This window comes from Halodesulfovibrio oceani subsp. galateae (genome assembly GCF_055397225.1).
In genome coordinates this window covers 2,101,946-2,117,065 of record NZ_AP042453.1, presented here as the reverse complement: position 1 = coordinate 2,117,065, position 15,120 = coordinate 2,101,946, and the positions used below count along the sequence as shown (strand labels likewise).

The 15,120-nt window shown below is 45.2% G+C and carries 15 protein-coding genes and 2 riboswitches; of the genes, 11 read left to right on the top strand and 4 right to left on the bottom strand.

The genetic code is table 11. The features are described 5' to 3' along the window. Positions 1-95: 95 nt before the first annotated feature. Positions 96-923, bottom strand: a complete 828-nt coding sequence (locus ACZ5V1_RS09505) for a LysR family transcriptional regulator (RefSeq protein ID WP_464388635.1) — start codon at positions 921-923, stop codon at positions 96-98. A gap of 166 nt (positions 924-1,089) precedes the next feature. Between ACZ5V1_RS09505 and ACZ5V1_RS09500 the strand changes: the two genes are divergently transcribed. Next, positions 1,090-1,812 carry an SDR family oxidoreductase gene (locus tag ACZ5V1_RS09500; protein WP_464388634.1) on the top strand — a complete coding sequence of 241 codons (723 nt, stop codon included), beginning with the start codon at positions 1,090-1,092 and terminating at the stop codon, positions 1,810-1,812. 459 nt (positions 1,813-2,271) lie between these two features. On the opposite strand, the gene ACZ5V1_RS09495 is transcribed toward ACZ5V1_RS09500, so the two are convergent. Continuing rightward, complete coding sequence (locus ACZ5V1_RS09495; RefSeq protein ID WP_464388633.1) at positions 2,272-3,987, bottom strand: YcaO-like family protein; 1,716 nt, start codon at positions 3,985-3,987, stop codon at positions 2,272-2,274. 186 nt (positions 3,988-4,173) lie between these two features. On the opposite strand from ACZ5V1_RS09495, the gene ACZ5V1_RS09490 reads away from it, so the two are divergent. The 4 genes from ACZ5V1_RS09490 (at position 4,174) to ACZ5V1_RS09475 (ending at position 8,382) form a co-directional block, all read left to right on the top strand. Beyond that, the gene (locus ACZ5V1_RS09490) at positions 4,174-5,025 is read left to right on the top strand and encodes a deoxyribonuclease IV (RefSeq protein ID WP_464388632.1); all 852 of its coding nucleotides are present in this window, start codon (positions 4,174-4,176) and stop codon (positions 5,023-5,025) included. A gap of 550 nt (positions 5,026-5,575) precedes the next feature. After that, positions 5,576-6,097 (top strand): YgjV family protein, encoded by a 522-nt coding sequence (locus tag ACZ5V1_RS09485; RefSeq protein WP_373794206.1) that lies wholly within the window; start codon positions 5,576-5,578, stop codon positions 6,095-6,097. A 288-nt stretch (positions 6,098-6,385) separates the two neighbouring features. After that, positions 6,386-6,943 carry a cytochrome c3 family protein gene (locus tag ACZ5V1_RS09480; protein WP_464388631.1) on the top strand — a complete coding sequence of 186 codons (558 nt, stop codon included), beginning with the start codon at positions 6,386-6,388 and terminating at the stop codon, positions 6,941-6,943. A 131-nt stretch (positions 6,944-7,074) separates the two neighbouring features. Beyond that, the gene (locus ACZ5V1_RS09475; RefSeq protein ID WP_464388630.1) at positions 7,075-8,382 is read left to right on the top strand and encodes a multiheme c-type cytochrome; all 1,308 of its coding nucleotides are present in this window, start codon (positions 7,075-7,077) and stop codon (positions 8,380-8,382) included. Positions 8,383-8,637: 255 nt separating this feature from the next. Here the strand turns inward: ACZ5V1_RS09475 and ACZ5V1_RS09470 are convergent, their stop codons facing one another. Both ACZ5V1_RS09470 and ACZ5V1_RS09465 read right to left on the bottom strand, forming a co-directional pair. Further along, positions 8,638-9,087: a hypothetical protein gene (locus tag ACZ5V1_RS09470; RefSeq protein ID WP_160715244.1), complete on the bottom strand. Its 450-nt coding sequence runs from the start codon at positions 9,085-9,087 to the stop codon at positions 8,638-8,640. Between the two features lie 105 nt (positions 9,088-9,192). Next, positions 9,193-9,882, bottom strand: coding sequence for a hypothetical protein (locus tag ACZ5V1_RS09465; RefSeq protein ID WP_464388629.1), 690 nt, complete (start codon positions 9,880-9,882; stop codon positions 9,193-9,195). Between the two features lie 289 nt (positions 9,883-10,171). Continuing rightward, a riboswitch (TPP riboswitch) is annotated at positions 10,172-10,276 on the top strand. Positions 10,277-10,362: 86 nt separating this feature from the next. Further along, positions 10,363-10,465, top strand: a riboswitch (TPP riboswitch). Between the two features lie 64 nt (positions 10,466-10,529). On the opposite strand from ACZ5V1_RS09465, the gene thiS reads away from it, so the two are divergent. The 6 genes from thiS (at position 10,530) to ACZ5V1_RS09435 (ending at position 15,112) form a co-directional block, all read left to right on the top strand. Next, entirely contained in the window at positions 10,530-10,730 is a 201-nt protein-coding gene (thiS, locus tag ACZ5V1_RS09460) for a sulfur carrier protein ThiS (protein WP_464388628.1), read from the top strand. Further along, a complete protein-coding gene (locus ACZ5V1_RS09455) occupies positions 10,730-11,518 on the top strand; it encodes a thiazole synthase (protein ID WP_160715250.1) in 789 nt (262 codons plus the stop codon). The genes thiS and ACZ5V1_RS09455 overlap by 1 nt, the downstream gene beginning before the upstream one ends. Position 11,519: 1 nt before the next feature. Beyond that, the gene (gene thiH, locus ACZ5V1_RS09450; RefSeq protein ID WP_160715252.1) at positions 11,520-12,626 is read left to right on the top strand and encodes a 2-iminoacetate synthase ThiH; all 1,107 of its coding nucleotides are present in this window, start codon (positions 11,520-11,522) and stop codon (positions 12,624-12,626) included. Positions 12,627-12,644: 18 nt separating this feature from the next. Beyond that, positions 12,645-13,256 carry a sulfur carrier protein ThiS adenylyltransferase ThiF gene (thiF, locus tag ACZ5V1_RS09445; RefSeq protein WP_464388627.1) on the top strand — a complete coding sequence of 204 codons (612 nt, stop codon included), beginning with the start codon at positions 12,645-12,647 and terminating at the stop codon, positions 13,254-13,256. 1 nt (position 13,257) lies between these two features. Then, positions 13,258-13,896, top strand: a complete 639-nt coding sequence (gene thiE / locus ACZ5V1_RS09440; protein ID WP_464388626.1) for a thiamine phosphate synthase — start codon at positions 13,258-13,260, stop codon at positions 13,894-13,896. Positions 13,897-14,113: 217 nt separating this feature from the next. Then, a complete protein-coding gene (locus tag ACZ5V1_RS09435) occupies positions 14,114-15,112 on the top strand; it encodes an efflux RND transporter periplasmic adaptor subunit (RefSeq protein WP_464388625.1) in 999 nt (332 codons plus the stop codon). Positions 15,113-15,120 lie beyond the last annotated feature (8 nt).

Here is a 15,120-nt window from a genome sequence, read left to right as displayed (position 1 = left end):
ACAGGAAGGCTCGCAGTTTAAGGCTGATGCAGGTTGTGGGGGCAGAATAGAAAACGCCGGAGCTTTATAAAAAGACTCCGGCGTGGTTATTATTGTTATCGCATGAAGGTGGCTACAACTTTTGAAACAACGTCAGATGTTGTTTTATCGGCGGAATAGGTAAAACCGACACGTTTAAACATTCGTGGTGCTTTTAATGGAACGGTAACCAGATCGTATGCTGTTTCCAGTACGCCGTCTGGTAAGAATGATATGCCATATCCTGCTTGTACAAGATGCATAACCTGACTTTTATGTTCGCCACTCGCGACAATATTCATACGCAATTCAGAACAGGCCAGCAGGCCGATTGTTTGTTGATGTGCCTCGCAAGGCGGACATTCAATGAAGTCATATTTGTATAACTCTTCAGGCAGAACAAACTCGCGCCCTGCGAGTTCATGATCTGGGCGCATGCAAAGGACATAATTTTCTTCCCACAGTGGAACCCATGTTTCTCCTTGATTACGGAGAATGTCCACAGTGATACGGATGTCACAGTCTGCATTTACATCAACCAGTCGTGGTGTGAGTCCGGGGATTTGTTGACGCATAGTTTCTAGAACATCTGCAAGGCGCTTGGGGCTTAAATCGGGAAAAACGCCTAATGTAATATGTCGCTCTTCATCGTTTCCTTTGAAGAGGTCTTCGATGCTGTGTGCTTGTTCTATGAGCCGCTTAGCGCGGGGGTACAAGTGATGCGCTTCGTCGGTAATAACCACACCTTGTTTGCTGCGTATGAATAAAGAAACGCCAAGCATCTCTTCCAGCTGCTTTATGGCGCTGGAAATGGAAGGCTGAGAAACATGGCTGCGCTGAGCGGCACGTGTAATATTTTGTTCCTCAAAAACAGCAATGAAATAGCGTAATAACCGTAAATCCATAAACACTCCCTGCCTACTGATCGATTGAATCTATATAAAATATGGTTTCATAGGCTACGCCTATCATAAACAAAAGAACTCTATATTATACAAAGGTAAAAATCGGTGTATTCTTATCCAAAATAAAAACAACGGGCACTGCCCACAATCATTTGGAGAATACATCATGACTAAACCACTCGTAGTCATCACTGGCGCAAGTTCAGGTTTCGGCGAAGCAACAGCTCGTACTTTAAGTGCAAAAGGTTTTCCGCTTCTTCTCATAGCCCGTCGCCTTGATCGACTTGAAGCATTAAATTTACCTAATACCATCTGCGCCAAAGTAGATGTAACAGATCGCGAAGCATTGGTAAAAGCTATAACCGATGCCGAAGCTACTTACGGTCCCGTAGACTGCATCGTAAACAATGCAGGCGTAATGCTGTTAGGGCAGGCTCACGAGCAAAATCCGGCAGAATGGCAAAAGATGATTGATGTTAACATGATCGGACTTCTTAATGGTATTTACGCGGTTCTCCCGAGTATGCGTGAACGTAAACAAGGGACAATCATCAACATCAGTTCAGTTGCCGGACGCAAAACATTTCCGAATCATGCCGTATATTGCGGAACAAAGTTTGCCGTGCACGCTATGAGCGAAAATATCCGTGAAGAGGTCGCAGCCGATAATGTTCGTGTAATAATTATCGCACCAGGTGCAGCAGAGACTGAACTTCTTAGTCATACCACGTCCGATACAATCAAGGACGGCTACAACCAGTGGAAAGAACAAATGGGCGGCGTAATGAGTGCTCAAGATGTAGCTAACTCAATCGTATTTGCATACGAACAGCCGCAAGCTGTCTGCATCCGCGAAATCGTTCTTGCCCCGACACTTCAGCAGCCATAGGTTCTAGCCAGTTTATTAGCCTCTGGCGGCGCTTGTCAGCGGGACGTCTGCGACGCTTTTAATTTTGTCTCCGACGGCTGGGCTGAAACTTTTTGAAAAAAGTTTCCCCCAGACCCGTTACACTCTCTTCGTCCGTAAAACTCGAAACTCGTTAACGGTCAAAGGCCTTCCAAAACTTTTATTATGCGATGAACTTTCGTTAATGAAAAAATACGCGGCTTAATTCCACTGACTTGAAAAATAAAGAAGGGCTGTCCTTTAAATTAAGGACAGCCCTTCTTTATTTTTTGAAAGTTAGTGGTGCGTAAGCCGCGAGGTTTTGGAAACAACGGGCTGGCATCGCAAGTAAAAGTTTTAGGAGATTCTTAAGAAGCCCTTTTTCAAAAGGGTTCTTAAGCCGCCGGAGGCTCGTCGAAGACCCGTCGGAGACACAGAGCACCGCAGGTTCCTACAAACTAGCTAGTCTTCCATACGCAAATAATTACTAAACAGCCGGTGGCTGACGCGAGTAAACGAGTCGAAGTCTGCTGTAAGTTCCATGTTTGGAATAAGAGCTTTGACGACTGGAAACTGTAAATCTTTGCGTGCAAGTTCAACGTAGGCAGGACGTCTGTTGTTGGCGATGAGCATTTTTTCGAGCATCTGCACATTGCGCATAGGATCTTCCATGGAGACGTTTGGAAGCTCTTCCTGCTTGCGTGTTTCGATACCGCGAAGCGCTGGAGCTGATGGTGGGCTTTGCGGGTATGGATACGGTGTTTCTGTTAATGCAGATACGATGGCTCTTTTTCCATCAAGTCCGGCACCGGTGCCGCGGAATACTTCACCGCGTTTGCCCATGACGAATGCATAGTAGCAGGGGATACCGAATTCGGTGGTGATGTCTTGGAACATGACATGTACACCGCGTGCTGCGTAATCATTGAGCAGCATGTTGAGTTTTGGATCTTCGGTGGTAAGGGTAAAGCATTCTTTTTTGTCGAATGGCTTTGTTGCTTCTGCATCACGCTCAAAAATTTCCATAAGCGCTGAAACTTTTGCTTCTTCTAAAATATTTCCTGACGCAAGTCCGGTTGACCCCGGTGAAGAGAGCAGAGAGACTTCATCAAGGTTGCAGAACATGTAGACCATTTGCGCGGGCACAAGGATAGACTCGTATCCTTCACCGTCGAGCTTTGGCGTGTGTCCTTCCATCCAGTAGAGTTTCTCATCTTCGTACTGAACTTCAAGAGAAAGTAAATTTGGATCGAATGCTGCGATGCCCTGTGCTGTTAGTTCAGAGTAGCGGGCATGTGTGAGCGGATGATCTTTGAGAGTGTTGACTACGCCTGTTTTGTCAAAAGAGACAAATGAAGATGAGCGCTCGACAACTTCCATGGTAAGTCCGACTCGTGCGTCATTCAGAGCCAGTCCTCGACCGTATGAAGTGGCGAGACCTTGCAGTGTGTAGTCTAGAGAACCGTTTTTAACAGCGAGATCGATGTTCCATTTGCGTAGTAACGCGATAGGAGACAGGGATGCAATATGACGCATCTCAACATCGGCAAACAGCGGTGTTTTGTTTAACCGACTGAGTGCAAGGTCTGTTGTTTCTTGCGCTGGTGGACGTGACCACGGGGTGCTGTGTGGAGTTTTTAGCAGTTCTTCACGAATCGTTGCGGCGGTTACAAATTCGTCTGTGCAAGGCTCGTAGAGCATCGGCAGATCAAAGTCTTCTGCAACATCCGGTAAGGGAAGCATTTTGTGTTCGTGGATATTTTCTTTAAACTTGGCGATCCATGCAAGGTGGTCATACTTATCTTCACGCTTGAACCAGCGGATGTAGATAAGGGGAGTATATTCCTCCAGCTGCTCTGTGGCATCATTAGGAAACAGCGCCAGCATTTTGGAGAATTTCCCGTAAAGCAGGCATGTTTCGTACAGCAATGCTGCAAGAACAGGTTTGATGATTGTGTAATCTTCTACGGCTGTTTTTAGCAGCGCTTTGAATTTTTTTTGATCAAAATTCTGAACGCTGGTCAGCAGAAATTTGTGCATAAATTCATCAAGCGGATGCTCTTCAAGGTATGCCAGTGCTTCTTCAAAAGTAATATCTGCTGGCGGTTCGCAGGAAACATATCCCACAGTGCCAACTGTATCAGAAAGATTAAATTTGTACTTCATTGATGACGACATCATATACTCCCGTATGCTATGAATGAGGCGTTATAGCGTATGTTTTTACGGTGGACAATGGATGCCGTGAACAATAAATGAATACTAACACGCTGTGCCGAGACCTTTGAAAATGATGGTGACTGGACTGCGTGATTCTTTGAATTTATTTCAGCATGTATTGCTGATAGTTATAAAGGGGAAAAGATGCCAAATTTCGGTGCTCATATGTCTATTACTGGTGGGTTGGAAAAATCTGTTGAACGCATAATGCGTGTGAACGGAACCGCCTTACAGATCTTTTCAAAAAACCAGCGACAGTGGAAGTCTAAGCCGCTGGAACAAAAACAAATCGACGCGTTTCTTGAAGCCTGTGCAGTTTGGGGCGATCATCCTATTGCTGTGCATGATTCGTATTTAATTAACTTGGGCTCTCCTAAAGAAGATGGAGTTGAGAAATCTGTTGCGGCGTTTGCTTACGAGCTTGAGCGTGCTGAGCAGTTGAATATTCCGTATGTAGTGATGCACCCCGGTGCTCATTTGGGAAGTAATGTTGATGAAGCGTTGGAGCGTGTTGCGAAAAATCTGGATAGAGCATTGCTCGAGTCACGCACTGAGCGTGTAATGGTTCTGCTCGAAAATACGGCAGGGCAAGGCACAACGCTTGGCCGTTCTTTTGCTGAGTTGGCTGCTATCATACAGCATTCAGATAATGCAGATAGGCTTGGTGTGTGCATTGATACTTGTCATGCGTATGCTGCTGGATACGATATCGCAACTGAAGAAGGGTACAAGGCAACCTTTGATGAATTTGAAACTACTGTCGGCATGGATCGTTTGAAGTTTATGCATGTGAATGATTCCAAAGGCGGTTTAGGAAGCCATCTTGATAGGCATGATCATATTGGACAGGGTTTACTGGGAGAAGAGACTTTTGCGCGCTTGGTAAATGACCCAAGGTTTATTGATTTGCCTATGGTGCTTGAAACTCCGAAGGGAGAAGATCTTTCCGAAGATATAAAAAATCTGGAAGTCCTACGCCGATTGATTATTGCTTAAGTTGAAAAAAGTTTTTTAGCAGATGTGCCAAGGGTAAATCTAGTAGTGTATAACATAGGTCGAAGTAGTACTATGTTTGCAAATCTATAGTTTCCACAAAATAATGATATTTTTACTTGTCTTGGCGATATTCTCATTTTAGTAACTAGTTGCTGACATTATTTCTTAATGTTGAGGCGCTAAGTACACTGGTTTGTAGGGATGCATGCAGAAAGACATTTTTCGGGGGCTTAACTCGTATGTCACTGTAAATACCAGCAGTATTTTGGAGAGGATGCAGATGGTTGGGTTCTGTTTCTCTTTAGCTTTCAACGCGGAATAATGTCAGCTTTTTTTATGGATAAAAAACTACCTATAAAATATTTGTTTATGCCTGTTATTGCGATAGAGGATAGATAGTCGAATAGATATTTTTGATGTAATGTGCAAAAAAAATGTAGTCTGGTGTTTCTTAGAGAGCTAATTTGTCAACCACCATGGTCTACAATATATTTCTACAGATCAGTACTACTGTATAACGACATCCATAATTTTTTGTTTAAGGGTTATTATGACCGTATTTGCCATTTCACAGTTGCTCGTAGGCGTAGCGCTCGTTTTTGATATCCTTTCTTTTCAATTTAAGAATCGAAAATATATTCTGCATTCCATTGCAATCGCCTGTTTCTTTATGGCAGCGCACTTTTTACTTCTCGATCAGTGGACGGCAACAGTGCTTATGGCTGTTTCCGGTGCACGCTATGCTGTGAGTGGGTATACAACGGAACGCAGATGGATGTACTTTTTCAGTGTGCTAGCTGTGGTTGGCACTGTTTGGACATATGCAGGGCTTGTCAGCATTCTTAGTTTCGGTGCAACCTTTGTGCTGACTATTGCGGCTTTTTCTAAAACAGATAAGCGGCTGCGAGAAATTACATTTTTTGGAGTAGTTCTATGGATTGCTCATAATATTGTTGTATGGTCGCCGTCTGCCATTGGGCTTGAAAGCTTTTTCCTTATGAGTAATGTTATCGGTTACTACCGCTACTATATTCGCCCAGCTAGATTAGGGTTGGCAGTGGAACAAGAGTAACCAATTTGTTAGCTTAAGACCTGAATCTTTGCATCAGGTTCGTAATTTTTGACTACGCTTTACTGGCAGTTTCAGCCTCGCATTTGTGCGGGGCTTTTTTTGTGCCTAGTGTCTCTCTACGTGAAAAAAGTAATCGTACGCTTAGTGTGATGTTCAGGGTTGTTGCGAGTACGCCTACGTATTTTCAGAGAATATGAGCAAAAAATATAATACGTATACACCTCTAACATGGTAGTATTTATCAATTGTCTAGAGTTTACCCTTTAAATATTGGCAAAGGGGAGGTTTATGCCTCAGAGCAACGATAGGAAAAAGCGAAAAAAACTATTGTTGATAGGGGGTGTAACCGGTGTTGTATTAAGCATCGTCCTTGTTTTGGCTTCTGGTCATATGATTACACTGACGAACACTGATACCTTTTGTGTAACGTGCCACGTGATGAGACCTTTCAGGCAGGCATGGCTTGCCGGGGTTCACGGGGGGAATAACCCACAGGGGGTTGTTGCCCAATGCGTAGACTGTCATCTGCCACATGGCACTCTCGTAGAGTACGTTGCCGCCAAAGCATATACCGGTACACATGATATTATCATGAATATGATCATTGATCCCTATACGCATGATTGGGGCGCGGGGCAGAACAGTCGTGAAAACTACACGTACGACAACTCTTGTCGTAAATGCCACGCCCAGTTGTTAGCCCCGAAAATGGGCATCAAGGCCATTTTAGCGCATCGCGAGTATCTGAGAGAAGAGAATAAACTCCGGTGTGTTAAGTGCCACGAGCATGTGGGACATAAGGACATGATGTTCTATGTGAACAAGTATTTCAACAGGGATTCATAACTGTCGTTACGAATGGAAACCTGAAAGTGTGTGGAGGAAAAGGAATGAAGATACGGAGGACTTTGGTAACCCTACTTGGTATGGTGCTCTGTTGCATGTTGGTCGTAGGCTCTGCCTCGGCTGAGGAGAAGATGCAACAAACGACACCTAAAGCCACATCGCAAGGGGACGCTACCCTTGGAGGACTGCATAAGCAGATCCTAGTACAACGTGGTTTTTCTGAAGCGGCTAAAAAATGTATCGAATGTCACTCAAAAGCAACCCCTGGTATTGTTGATAACTGGAGAAACGGTCGCATGGCTCATGCACAGGTTTCTTGCTACGACTGTCACGTTGTAGAAAAAACATCTCCAATGGCCAGCCAGTGTGAAGGTGTGCGTGGAACAAATATCTATACCAGCCCGATGGTATCTTCTAAGACATGTTCCCGTTGTCACCCTGTAGAAGTTTCACAGTTCCTTGAAAGCTCTCATGCTAAACCGGCATCCGAGCCAGTTATGAACAACCCTACCTTCGATAAGTTGATGTACTACTACGAAGGGTTAGAGTTTGCCGGCGTTGACCGTAACAGCCCTGAAGCTATGGCTCCGCGCGCTTCTGGTTGTCAGATGTGTCACGGTACAATTATTCAGCTCGGTGCTGATAATAAGCCTATCAACATGACATGGCCTGGTGGTCCTGGTCAGCGTTACCCTGATGGTTCTGTAGGTAACTGCTCTGTTTGTCACACCCGTCATATGTTCTCCATTGCGGAAGCACGTAAGCCGGAATCATGTGGTACATGTCACCTCGGTCCTGACCATCCAAACATTGAAATTTATGACCAATCCAAGCACGGTCAGGTTTACGCTGCTCATTCAGAGAAGTGGAACTTTACTGCGGCTCCGGATACATGGGAACCAGGCGATTACGATGCACCTACCTGTGCAGTATGTCACTTGAGTGGTATCGGCGAACTGACTACCACACATAACCCTGAAACCCGTCTGAAGTGGACGCTTTACACTAAGCGTTCCGAAATTCGTGAAGGCACCCGTGGTGCCGGTGTGGAAGGCGGCAAACGCATGCGCTTAGTATGTAAGAATTGTCACTCTACACTCCATACAAATGCAACAATGGATACGCTCGATGCTTCAGTGAAGCTCTACAATATCTACTGGGATAAAGCAGTAGCTATGAAGAAGGAACTCGCTGCTAAAAACCTCCTTGGTGATGATCCTTGGAGAGATGGCTTCCAGCGTATGATGTACTACCTCTGGCACCATGAAGGCCGTCGTGCCCGTCAGGGTGCAGCTATGAACGGTCCTGACTATGCACACTGGCATGGATTCTTCCAGATGTTCCAGATGTTCATGGATATGCAGGGCATTCGTGACTGGCGTATCAAAAATGGTAAAATTGAGGAACTGAGCAACGTAGCTTGCCCTGGTCCGGACTAGCAGGTAGCTGAATAAGTATAAAGAAAGCCCGCTGTACGCGTACAGCGGGCTTTTTACATACATAACGATGCGGAAAGTAGTCACCTTAATAGGATCAAGATATGCATTCGTTTCTTTGGGGCACCAATCGTGTTCACGAGGAACAAGCGTTACAGGTGGTGGCTCCTGTGGATAGGGTGTCTTGTCCTTTGGAGATGTTCTGGCGGAGATAGCCCGATGGGGATATCTAAGCAGAGCTTTTCCGGAGGTAACTGTCTATTCAGACGGTACGCCTTTGAAAGAAGGCAGCAGCGCTTTTTTAGCAAGTTTAGCGTCTACTGTAAGGATTGGACCCTCTTCAGTTTCGTGCACTTTGTAATCTGTGATTACGCGCAGGTCATTTGGATGCATAACTTCTTTCTGACGAACCATTTCTTCTACAATATCGACAAGCGTAGTTTTTGTTTCGTCAGTAAGTTCGAACTGTTCAAGGGAGCGGTGCAGGCCGTCTTCCCAGCGGTCACGCGGAAGGAATGATGCGTTCCACGCAAATACGCCAAGACCGATAGCGTTATCGTCTCCGCTTAAGCTTTCAGCTTCCGCCAGAAGCGGTTTGCAAAACTTCATTACGGTGTCGGAAAAATCGTCAGCAGTAGACGCTTTACGGCGTTTAATTGCAGCAATGCGTTTTTTAATCTTCTGTTGGTCTTTTTTGGAATTAGCCATGCGGGGCTCCTTTTTCATAAGATGTCTGCCGCGTCATAGTGTTTTTATGACAGAAGAGCAATACGCAGACATACAACCTATGGAATATTGGCGCCTGAAAATGTTCTATACCTTTTTCCGGTACTGCATGAATGCTGCAAGTCCGAGCAGCCCCAAAATGTAGCCAATTCCGCCAAAGATATCTTTCATGTTTGTTGCTGGCTGAAGAATCTGCGCATTCAGCTTTGCTACCTGTGCTTTAATTGGAACAAGTTCCTGACGCACGGCGGTACGGATAAGTGTATCAATTTCTGTTTTTGTAAGAGTGACAGTTGCGGCGGGAGCAGTTGTGTTTTGCTGAAAAGTCTGCTCAGCTATTCGGGGTGACGTCTGGGATGAAGCTTGAGTTTTTGTATCTGTAGCAGGATCAGTCGTACTTGTGGAAGCTGACTGTTCCGTTGCTGCACCAGCTGCGGCATCAGCAAAGTCTTCGGCTTGCAGAGTCCACGAGCCCGCGTGACCTTGGCCTGCATCCAATGTGACGACAATAGGGTCTTTGGTCTTAATGGCGTCAGCAGAAAGAGGAAAAGACCATTCACCTTTACTGTTGGTAATACCTTTTGCGATTACTTTTCCTGTCTTTTTATCTGTAGCGGTAACAGCGCTGTTTTGTGCTTTGCTACCGCTGGAAAAAAAGGATTCAGTATGTATCATTGTTCCTTCTGCCCATGCAAAAATATTAACGCGGTGGGCAAAGGCTGATGTGGTAAGAATGCAAGTAATAATGAATGCAAAAAATATGGTTTCTAGACGCATGTGGGCTCCTGCGGTGTTGTTTATTATATAGGATACAAAAGCAGGTTGAATGTGTATGTCCGGTTTAGGACAGGCGTTTTTCTCGTGTGACGATATAGAAAAAAGTAACACGCATCAAGCTTGTTGATGGAAATATGCAAGCTCATAATTTTTTTATGGATCTGAGTTGCAGAGTTGGTTTTCTTCTGTTTGATTTGAATAGAGTAAGTAAATCAAGGTATTATTCCTTAAAAAATGTAATTGATCAAATAAACAGCTTTACAGGATTGTTAATACTGACTATACATGTCCGAACAGCTAGGGGGGCCTTAACGGGCTGAGAGTGAGCGTAATAGTTCTGACCCTTGAACCTGATGTGGTTTATACCACCGGAGGAAAGCAACTACGTTTCAAGAACTACAAGCTTATCCGAAGGGGTAAGCTTTTTTTTATGCCTGTAGCATAAAACGCACAGCGTTTTATGGGATACAGGGTGTGTCTACATACAGCTAGGGGAGCCTTCGGGCTGAGAGTGAACATTGCGTTCAGACCCTTTGAACCTGACGCGGTTTATACCGCCGGAGGAAGGCTGAGTACTTAACTCGTATTCTAAGCTTGCCTTCGTGCAAGCTTTTTTTATGCGATTAAAGCAGCAAAGGAACCCTACAATGCAACTAACTGTAAATGGTCAGATGCAACTGTGCAATGACGACACAACCCTGCTTGAATATCTGCAGGGCAACGGCGTGGATGTAAAAGCGGTTGTCGTTGAACTGAATCGAACCGTTGTGAAGGCTGATGATTTTGGAACTACCGTACTTACTGACGGGAATGTATTGGAAATCCTGCAATTCGTAGGAGGGGGCTAATGGAAGCGAACAACAACGACGCATTGGTTATCGGCGGAGTCAGCTTGACCAGCAGACTATTAACCGGAACCGGCAAATATGGCTCAGATACAATCATTCCTGATGTATGTGCATCGTCCGGATCTCAGGTCATCACTGTAGCGTTACGAAGAGTTGACACAAACGCGGCTACCGGGAACGTAATGCAGCACATTCCCAAGCACATGCAGTTGTTGCCGAATACTTCCGGTGCGCGCAATGCCGACGAGGCAGTACGAATTGCTCGTTTGGCGCGCGCGGCCGGATGTGGCGACTGGATTAAAATTGAAGTTATCTCCGACAATAAATATTTATTGCCGGATGGATACGAAACCGCAAAGGCAACAGAAATTCTTGCAAAAGAAGGCTTTACTGTTCTGCCCTATGTAAATGCGGATTTGTACATTGCACGTGATCTTGTGAATGCAGGTGCTGCGGCAGTTATGCCGCTAGGCGCTCCCATTGGCAGTAATCGCGGGCTGATGACAAAAGAAATGGTTCGTATTTTGATTGATGAAATTTCTTTACCGATTATTGTTGATGCAGGAATCGGCGCTCCGTCACAGGCGTGTGAAGCAATGGAAATGGGTGCAGCAGCTTGTCTGGTGAATACCGCAATTGCAGCTTCCGGTGATCCTGTGGCAATGGGGCGGGCGTTTGGTGAAGCTGTTCGAGCCGGTCGTGCTGCGTATATTGCGCAGACTGCGGCAGTCTCTACTGGTTCAGCCGATGCCTCATCTCCACTGACCGGCTTTTTAGGCGGTATGTAATATGGGATTTTCTGATCTTCTTTCGAAGTACGATACGCTGGACATGGCAGCGTATCTGGCAGCAGTTACCGCTGCCGATGTGGAGCGTGTGCTTGCAAAGCATTCTTTGACTCCACTCGATTATCTGACCCTGCTGTCTCCGGCAGCAGAGGGCATGCTTGAAGCCATAGCGCAGAAAGCGAATGCGATTACGTTACGTCATTTCGGAAAGACGATTCAGCTTTTTACCCCGTTGTATCTTGCTAACTACTGCACCAACCAGTGTGTGTACTGTGGTTTCAATACAGAGAACCGTATTAAGCGTTCGCAGCTTTCTGCGGATGAATTGAGAACAGAAGCCGAGGCCATTGCGGCAACCGGATTAAAGCATATCCTTATCCTTACAGGTGATGCTCCGGCTAAGTCTACTGTTGAGTATATTGGTGACTGTTCAAAGATTCTGAGTGAGTTTTTCACTTCTATCAGCATAGAAGTGTATGCAATGACTCAGGAGGAATACGCGTATCTGGAAACATGCGGCGTTGACGGACTGACAATTTATCAGGAAACATACAACAAATCGTTGTACCTTGAATTGCATCCGAAAGGGCCGAAACGCGATTACGATTTTAGACTCGATGCACCTGAACGCGGATGTCAGGCAGGAATGCGTACTGTAAACGTAGGTGCATTACTCGGGCTGGAATCTGTATGGCAGCGTGATGCTTTCTATACAGGACTACACGCGGAGTACTTGCAGCGTAAATACCCTGCAACCAACATTGCCATCTCACCGCCGAGAATGCGCCCGCATGTAGGTGCATATGAGCCTGCATCGATTGTAACGGACAGAAATTTAGTTCAGCTTGTTCTGGCTCAACGTATTTTCCTGCATAACGTAGGTATTACTATTTCCACACGGGAATCAGCAGAACTGCGTGATAACATGATGCCGTTAGGCGTGACCAAAATGTCTGCCGGAGTAACCACCGCGGTTGGCGGTCATACTTCTGATGACGAAAGCACTGCGCAGTTTGATATTTCAGATCCACGTAGTGTTGAAGAAATGTGCAGAGCCATTGAATCGAAAGGATTCCAGCCTGTGTTCAAAGACTGGCAACCTTTTTAGTCGATACAGGAAGGTGTTATGACCATCAATTCAGTGTTGCAGACGGGGTTATCCCGCTATCTTACACCAGAGCAGTTGGAAAAACTTGCTTCTGTCACTGTAGGCATTGCCGGTTGCGGCGGACTGGGGTCTAACTGTGCCTTTATGCTGGCTCGAAGTGGTGTTCGAAATTTTGTCATTGTAGATTATGATGTTGTGGATTCATCAAACCTGAACCGACAGTTCTTTTTCGAAGATCAGATTGGTATGGCGAAAGTTGAAGTCTGCAAAACGAATCTGCTTCGCATAGACAGCACCTTGAACATTACGATACACAATGGGCAGATAACACCGACCACCGCACCGCAATACTTTGCTGATAGTGACATAATTATTGAAGCTCTCGATAGCGTTGACGGTAAGAAGATGATGGCAGAGCAATATTTGTCTGATGCACGTCTGTTTGTTTCAGCCTCCGGCATGGCAGGGTGGGGTGAACCGTACATGCAGAAGCGGCAAATTCGTGATGATGCCGTGCTTGTTGGTGATTTTACAACTGATATTGCCGATCATCCGCCTATGGCACCCAAAGTGCTTATGGCAGCCGCTATGCAGGCAGATGTAGTGCTAACGCATATTTTGGGGAAGTAGCATGAATTTTCAAGAAATTTTAGATACCGATATTTACGCTTTGACCGACGAAGGCTTGTCCAAAGGTCGTTCTAATATTGAAGTTGTAGATGCTATGCTTAAAGCAGGCATCAAAGTACTTCAGTACAGAGAAAAAGATAAAAAATCCGGTGTAATGTTGGAAGAATGTTTGCAGATTCGTGCCATGACTAAACAGGCAGGCTGCAAATTTATTGTTAATGACTATGTAGACATTGCTATGCTGTGTGATGCAGACGGTGTGCACGTTGGGCAGGAAGATATTCCTGTTCCGCAGGTTCGTCAGCTTATCGGGGCAGATAAAATTATCGGCCTTTCCACGCATTCTCCAGAAGAATGTAAGCATGCAATTGAGCTTGGTGCAGATTATGTAGGTGTTGGGCCGATATTTGCGACCCAGACTAAAAAAGATGTCTGTGCACCTGTTGGGTACGAGTACCTTGAGTACGTTTCCCAGCAGCACAATATCCCGCATGTAGCTATTGGCGGAATCAAACTGCATAACATTCAGGACGTAGCCCAGCATGGCGCTCGTTGTTGCGCGATTGTTTCCGAGATCGTGGGTGCAGAAGATATTACTGCGACCGTAATTGCATTGCGTAAGGCGATGGCTTCTCGATAGTAATTGATTCGAAAAATAGAAAGTACAAGGCAACCTTCATATGAAGGTTGCTTTTTTTGTGTTCTTTAAAAAAAAGTGAATTGAATATACCCCGCATCTGACGGGGCGGAGTAAAAAATAACAGTAAATGAGTGAGTTAATCCTATTGTTACAGCTCTTTTTTAGGTAACAAATGAGTATCTATCTTGTACCATTTGTCAGAGTTGAAGGAGCGCATATGTGGCGTAAAGTTTTCTTTCTCATCCTGATTATAATTCTTGTCGGTGTTGAAGTAGCACATAGCGAAAAATTTTTTGTTGCAAAAGCTGCCAAGCGACATGTGCATATGACGGGATTCACTCGTCCTCGCACCGTGATGACTATATCCAGTGAAGAAAATGCACGATGCCTTGCTGTGTATGCTGATATCGGAGATGCCATCAAACGCGATGGCTTATTCGCACGTCTTGATCCTACCTTTATCGAACTTGATATCCGTCGTAATCTTGATAAGCAGCAGGCAAACGACAGTACGGTCAATTTTTATTCAAAAGAGGCTGATAGATATCAGACGCTTATTGAAAAAGAATATGCAGCACAGACAACGTATGATGCCTTGGAACGTGATCTCGACTTTGCACGCGAAGATTCAGAAGCATTGAAAATTGAAGAATTAATTCTGCGTGAGCATAAAAAACGTCACTTCATACTTGCTCCGGCAGGGTGGCGGGTTATTGAACGCTATCTTGAACCGGGTGAGTTGGCTCGAAAAGGGGACGTGTTGGCAAAAGTAGGCAATTTTGAGGTACTTATTGTCCCGCTTGCTCTTACTCCATCCGAATTAATCACATTGAAAAAAATGGACAATATTATGATTGAACTGCCGGAACTGAATGGAAAAGTTCCGGCACGAATTGAAAATATTTCTCCGGACTTTGACCCTGACATGCGTAAAATTCAGGTTGATTTAGCGATAGACGAATTCCCTATTGAAAAACGCGGCGGGGTTCGGGCAGAGCTTTATATTCCCATGGATGAAGCAGAGGGTGCCGTCATTGTTCCGGACAGCGCATTGGTACAAGGGTATGAAGAAGCCTTTCTTGTTCGTGAAAACGGCGAAGAGGTTCCGGTTATCATAATGGGAAAAGGTGATGAGCCGAAAACAAAACGCGTTCGTTCCAAAGAAATTTCTGCAGGAGAACGTTTCATAACTGAACCTACACAAACTGGTTTTTAGGGAGATGC

Coding starts and splice junctions, on each gene's coding strand:
- ACZ5V1_RS09500 (WP_464388634.1), top strand. CDS start 1,090: ATGACTAAACCACTCGTAGTCATCACTGGCGCAAGTTCAGGTTTCGGC.
- ACZ5V1_RS09470 (WP_160715244.1), bottom strand. CDS start 9,087: ATGGCTAATTCCAAAAAAGACCAACAGAAGATTAAAAAACGCATTGCT.
- ACZ5V1_RS09505 (WP_464388635.1), bottom strand. CDS start 923: ATGGATTTACGGTTATTACGCTATTTCATTGCTGTTTTTGAGGAACAA.
- ACZ5V1_RS09480 (WP_464388631.1), top strand. CDS start 6,386: ATGCCTCAGAGCAACGATAGGAAAAAGCGAAAAAAACTATTGTTGATA.
- ACZ5V1_RS09435 (WP_464388625.1), top strand. CDS start 14,114: ATGTGGCGTAAAGTTTTCTTTCTCATCCTGATTATAATTCTTGTCGGT.
- thiF (WP_464388627.1), top strand. CDS start 12,645: ATGACCATCAATTCAGTGTTGCAGACGGGGTTATCCCGCTATCTTACA.
- ACZ5V1_RS09490 (WP_464388632.1), top strand. CDS start 4,174: ATGCCAAATTTCGGTGCTCATATGTCTATTACTGGTGGGTTGGAAAAA.
- thiE (WP_464388626.1), top strand. CDS start 13,258: ATGAATTTTCAAGAAATTTTAGATACCGATATTTACGCTTTGACCGAC.
- thiH (WP_160715252.1), top strand. CDS start 11,520: ATGGGATTTTCTGATCTTCTTTCGAAGTACGATACGCTGGACATGGCA.
- ACZ5V1_RS09475 (WP_464388630.1), top strand. CDS start 7,075: ATGCAACAAACGACACCTAAAGCCACATCGCAAGGGGACGCTACCCTT.
- thiS (WP_464388628.1), top strand. CDS start 10,530: ATGCAACTAACTGTAAATGGTCAGATGCAACTGTGCAATGACGACACA.
- ACZ5V1_RS09465 (WP_464388629.1), bottom strand. CDS start 9,882: ATGCGTCTAGAAACCATATTTTTTGCATTCATTATTACTTGCATTCTT.
- ACZ5V1_RS09485 (WP_373794206.1), top strand. CDS start 5,576: ATGACCGTATTTGCCATTTCACAGTTGCTCGTAGGCGTAGCGCTCGTT.
- ACZ5V1_RS09455 (WP_160715250.1), top strand. CDS start 10,730: ATGGAAGCGAACAACAACGACGCATTGGTTATCGGCGGAGTCAGCTTG.
- ACZ5V1_RS09495 (WP_464388633.1), bottom strand. CDS start 3,987: ATGTCGTCATCAATGAAGTACAAATTTAATCTTTCTGATACAGTTGGC.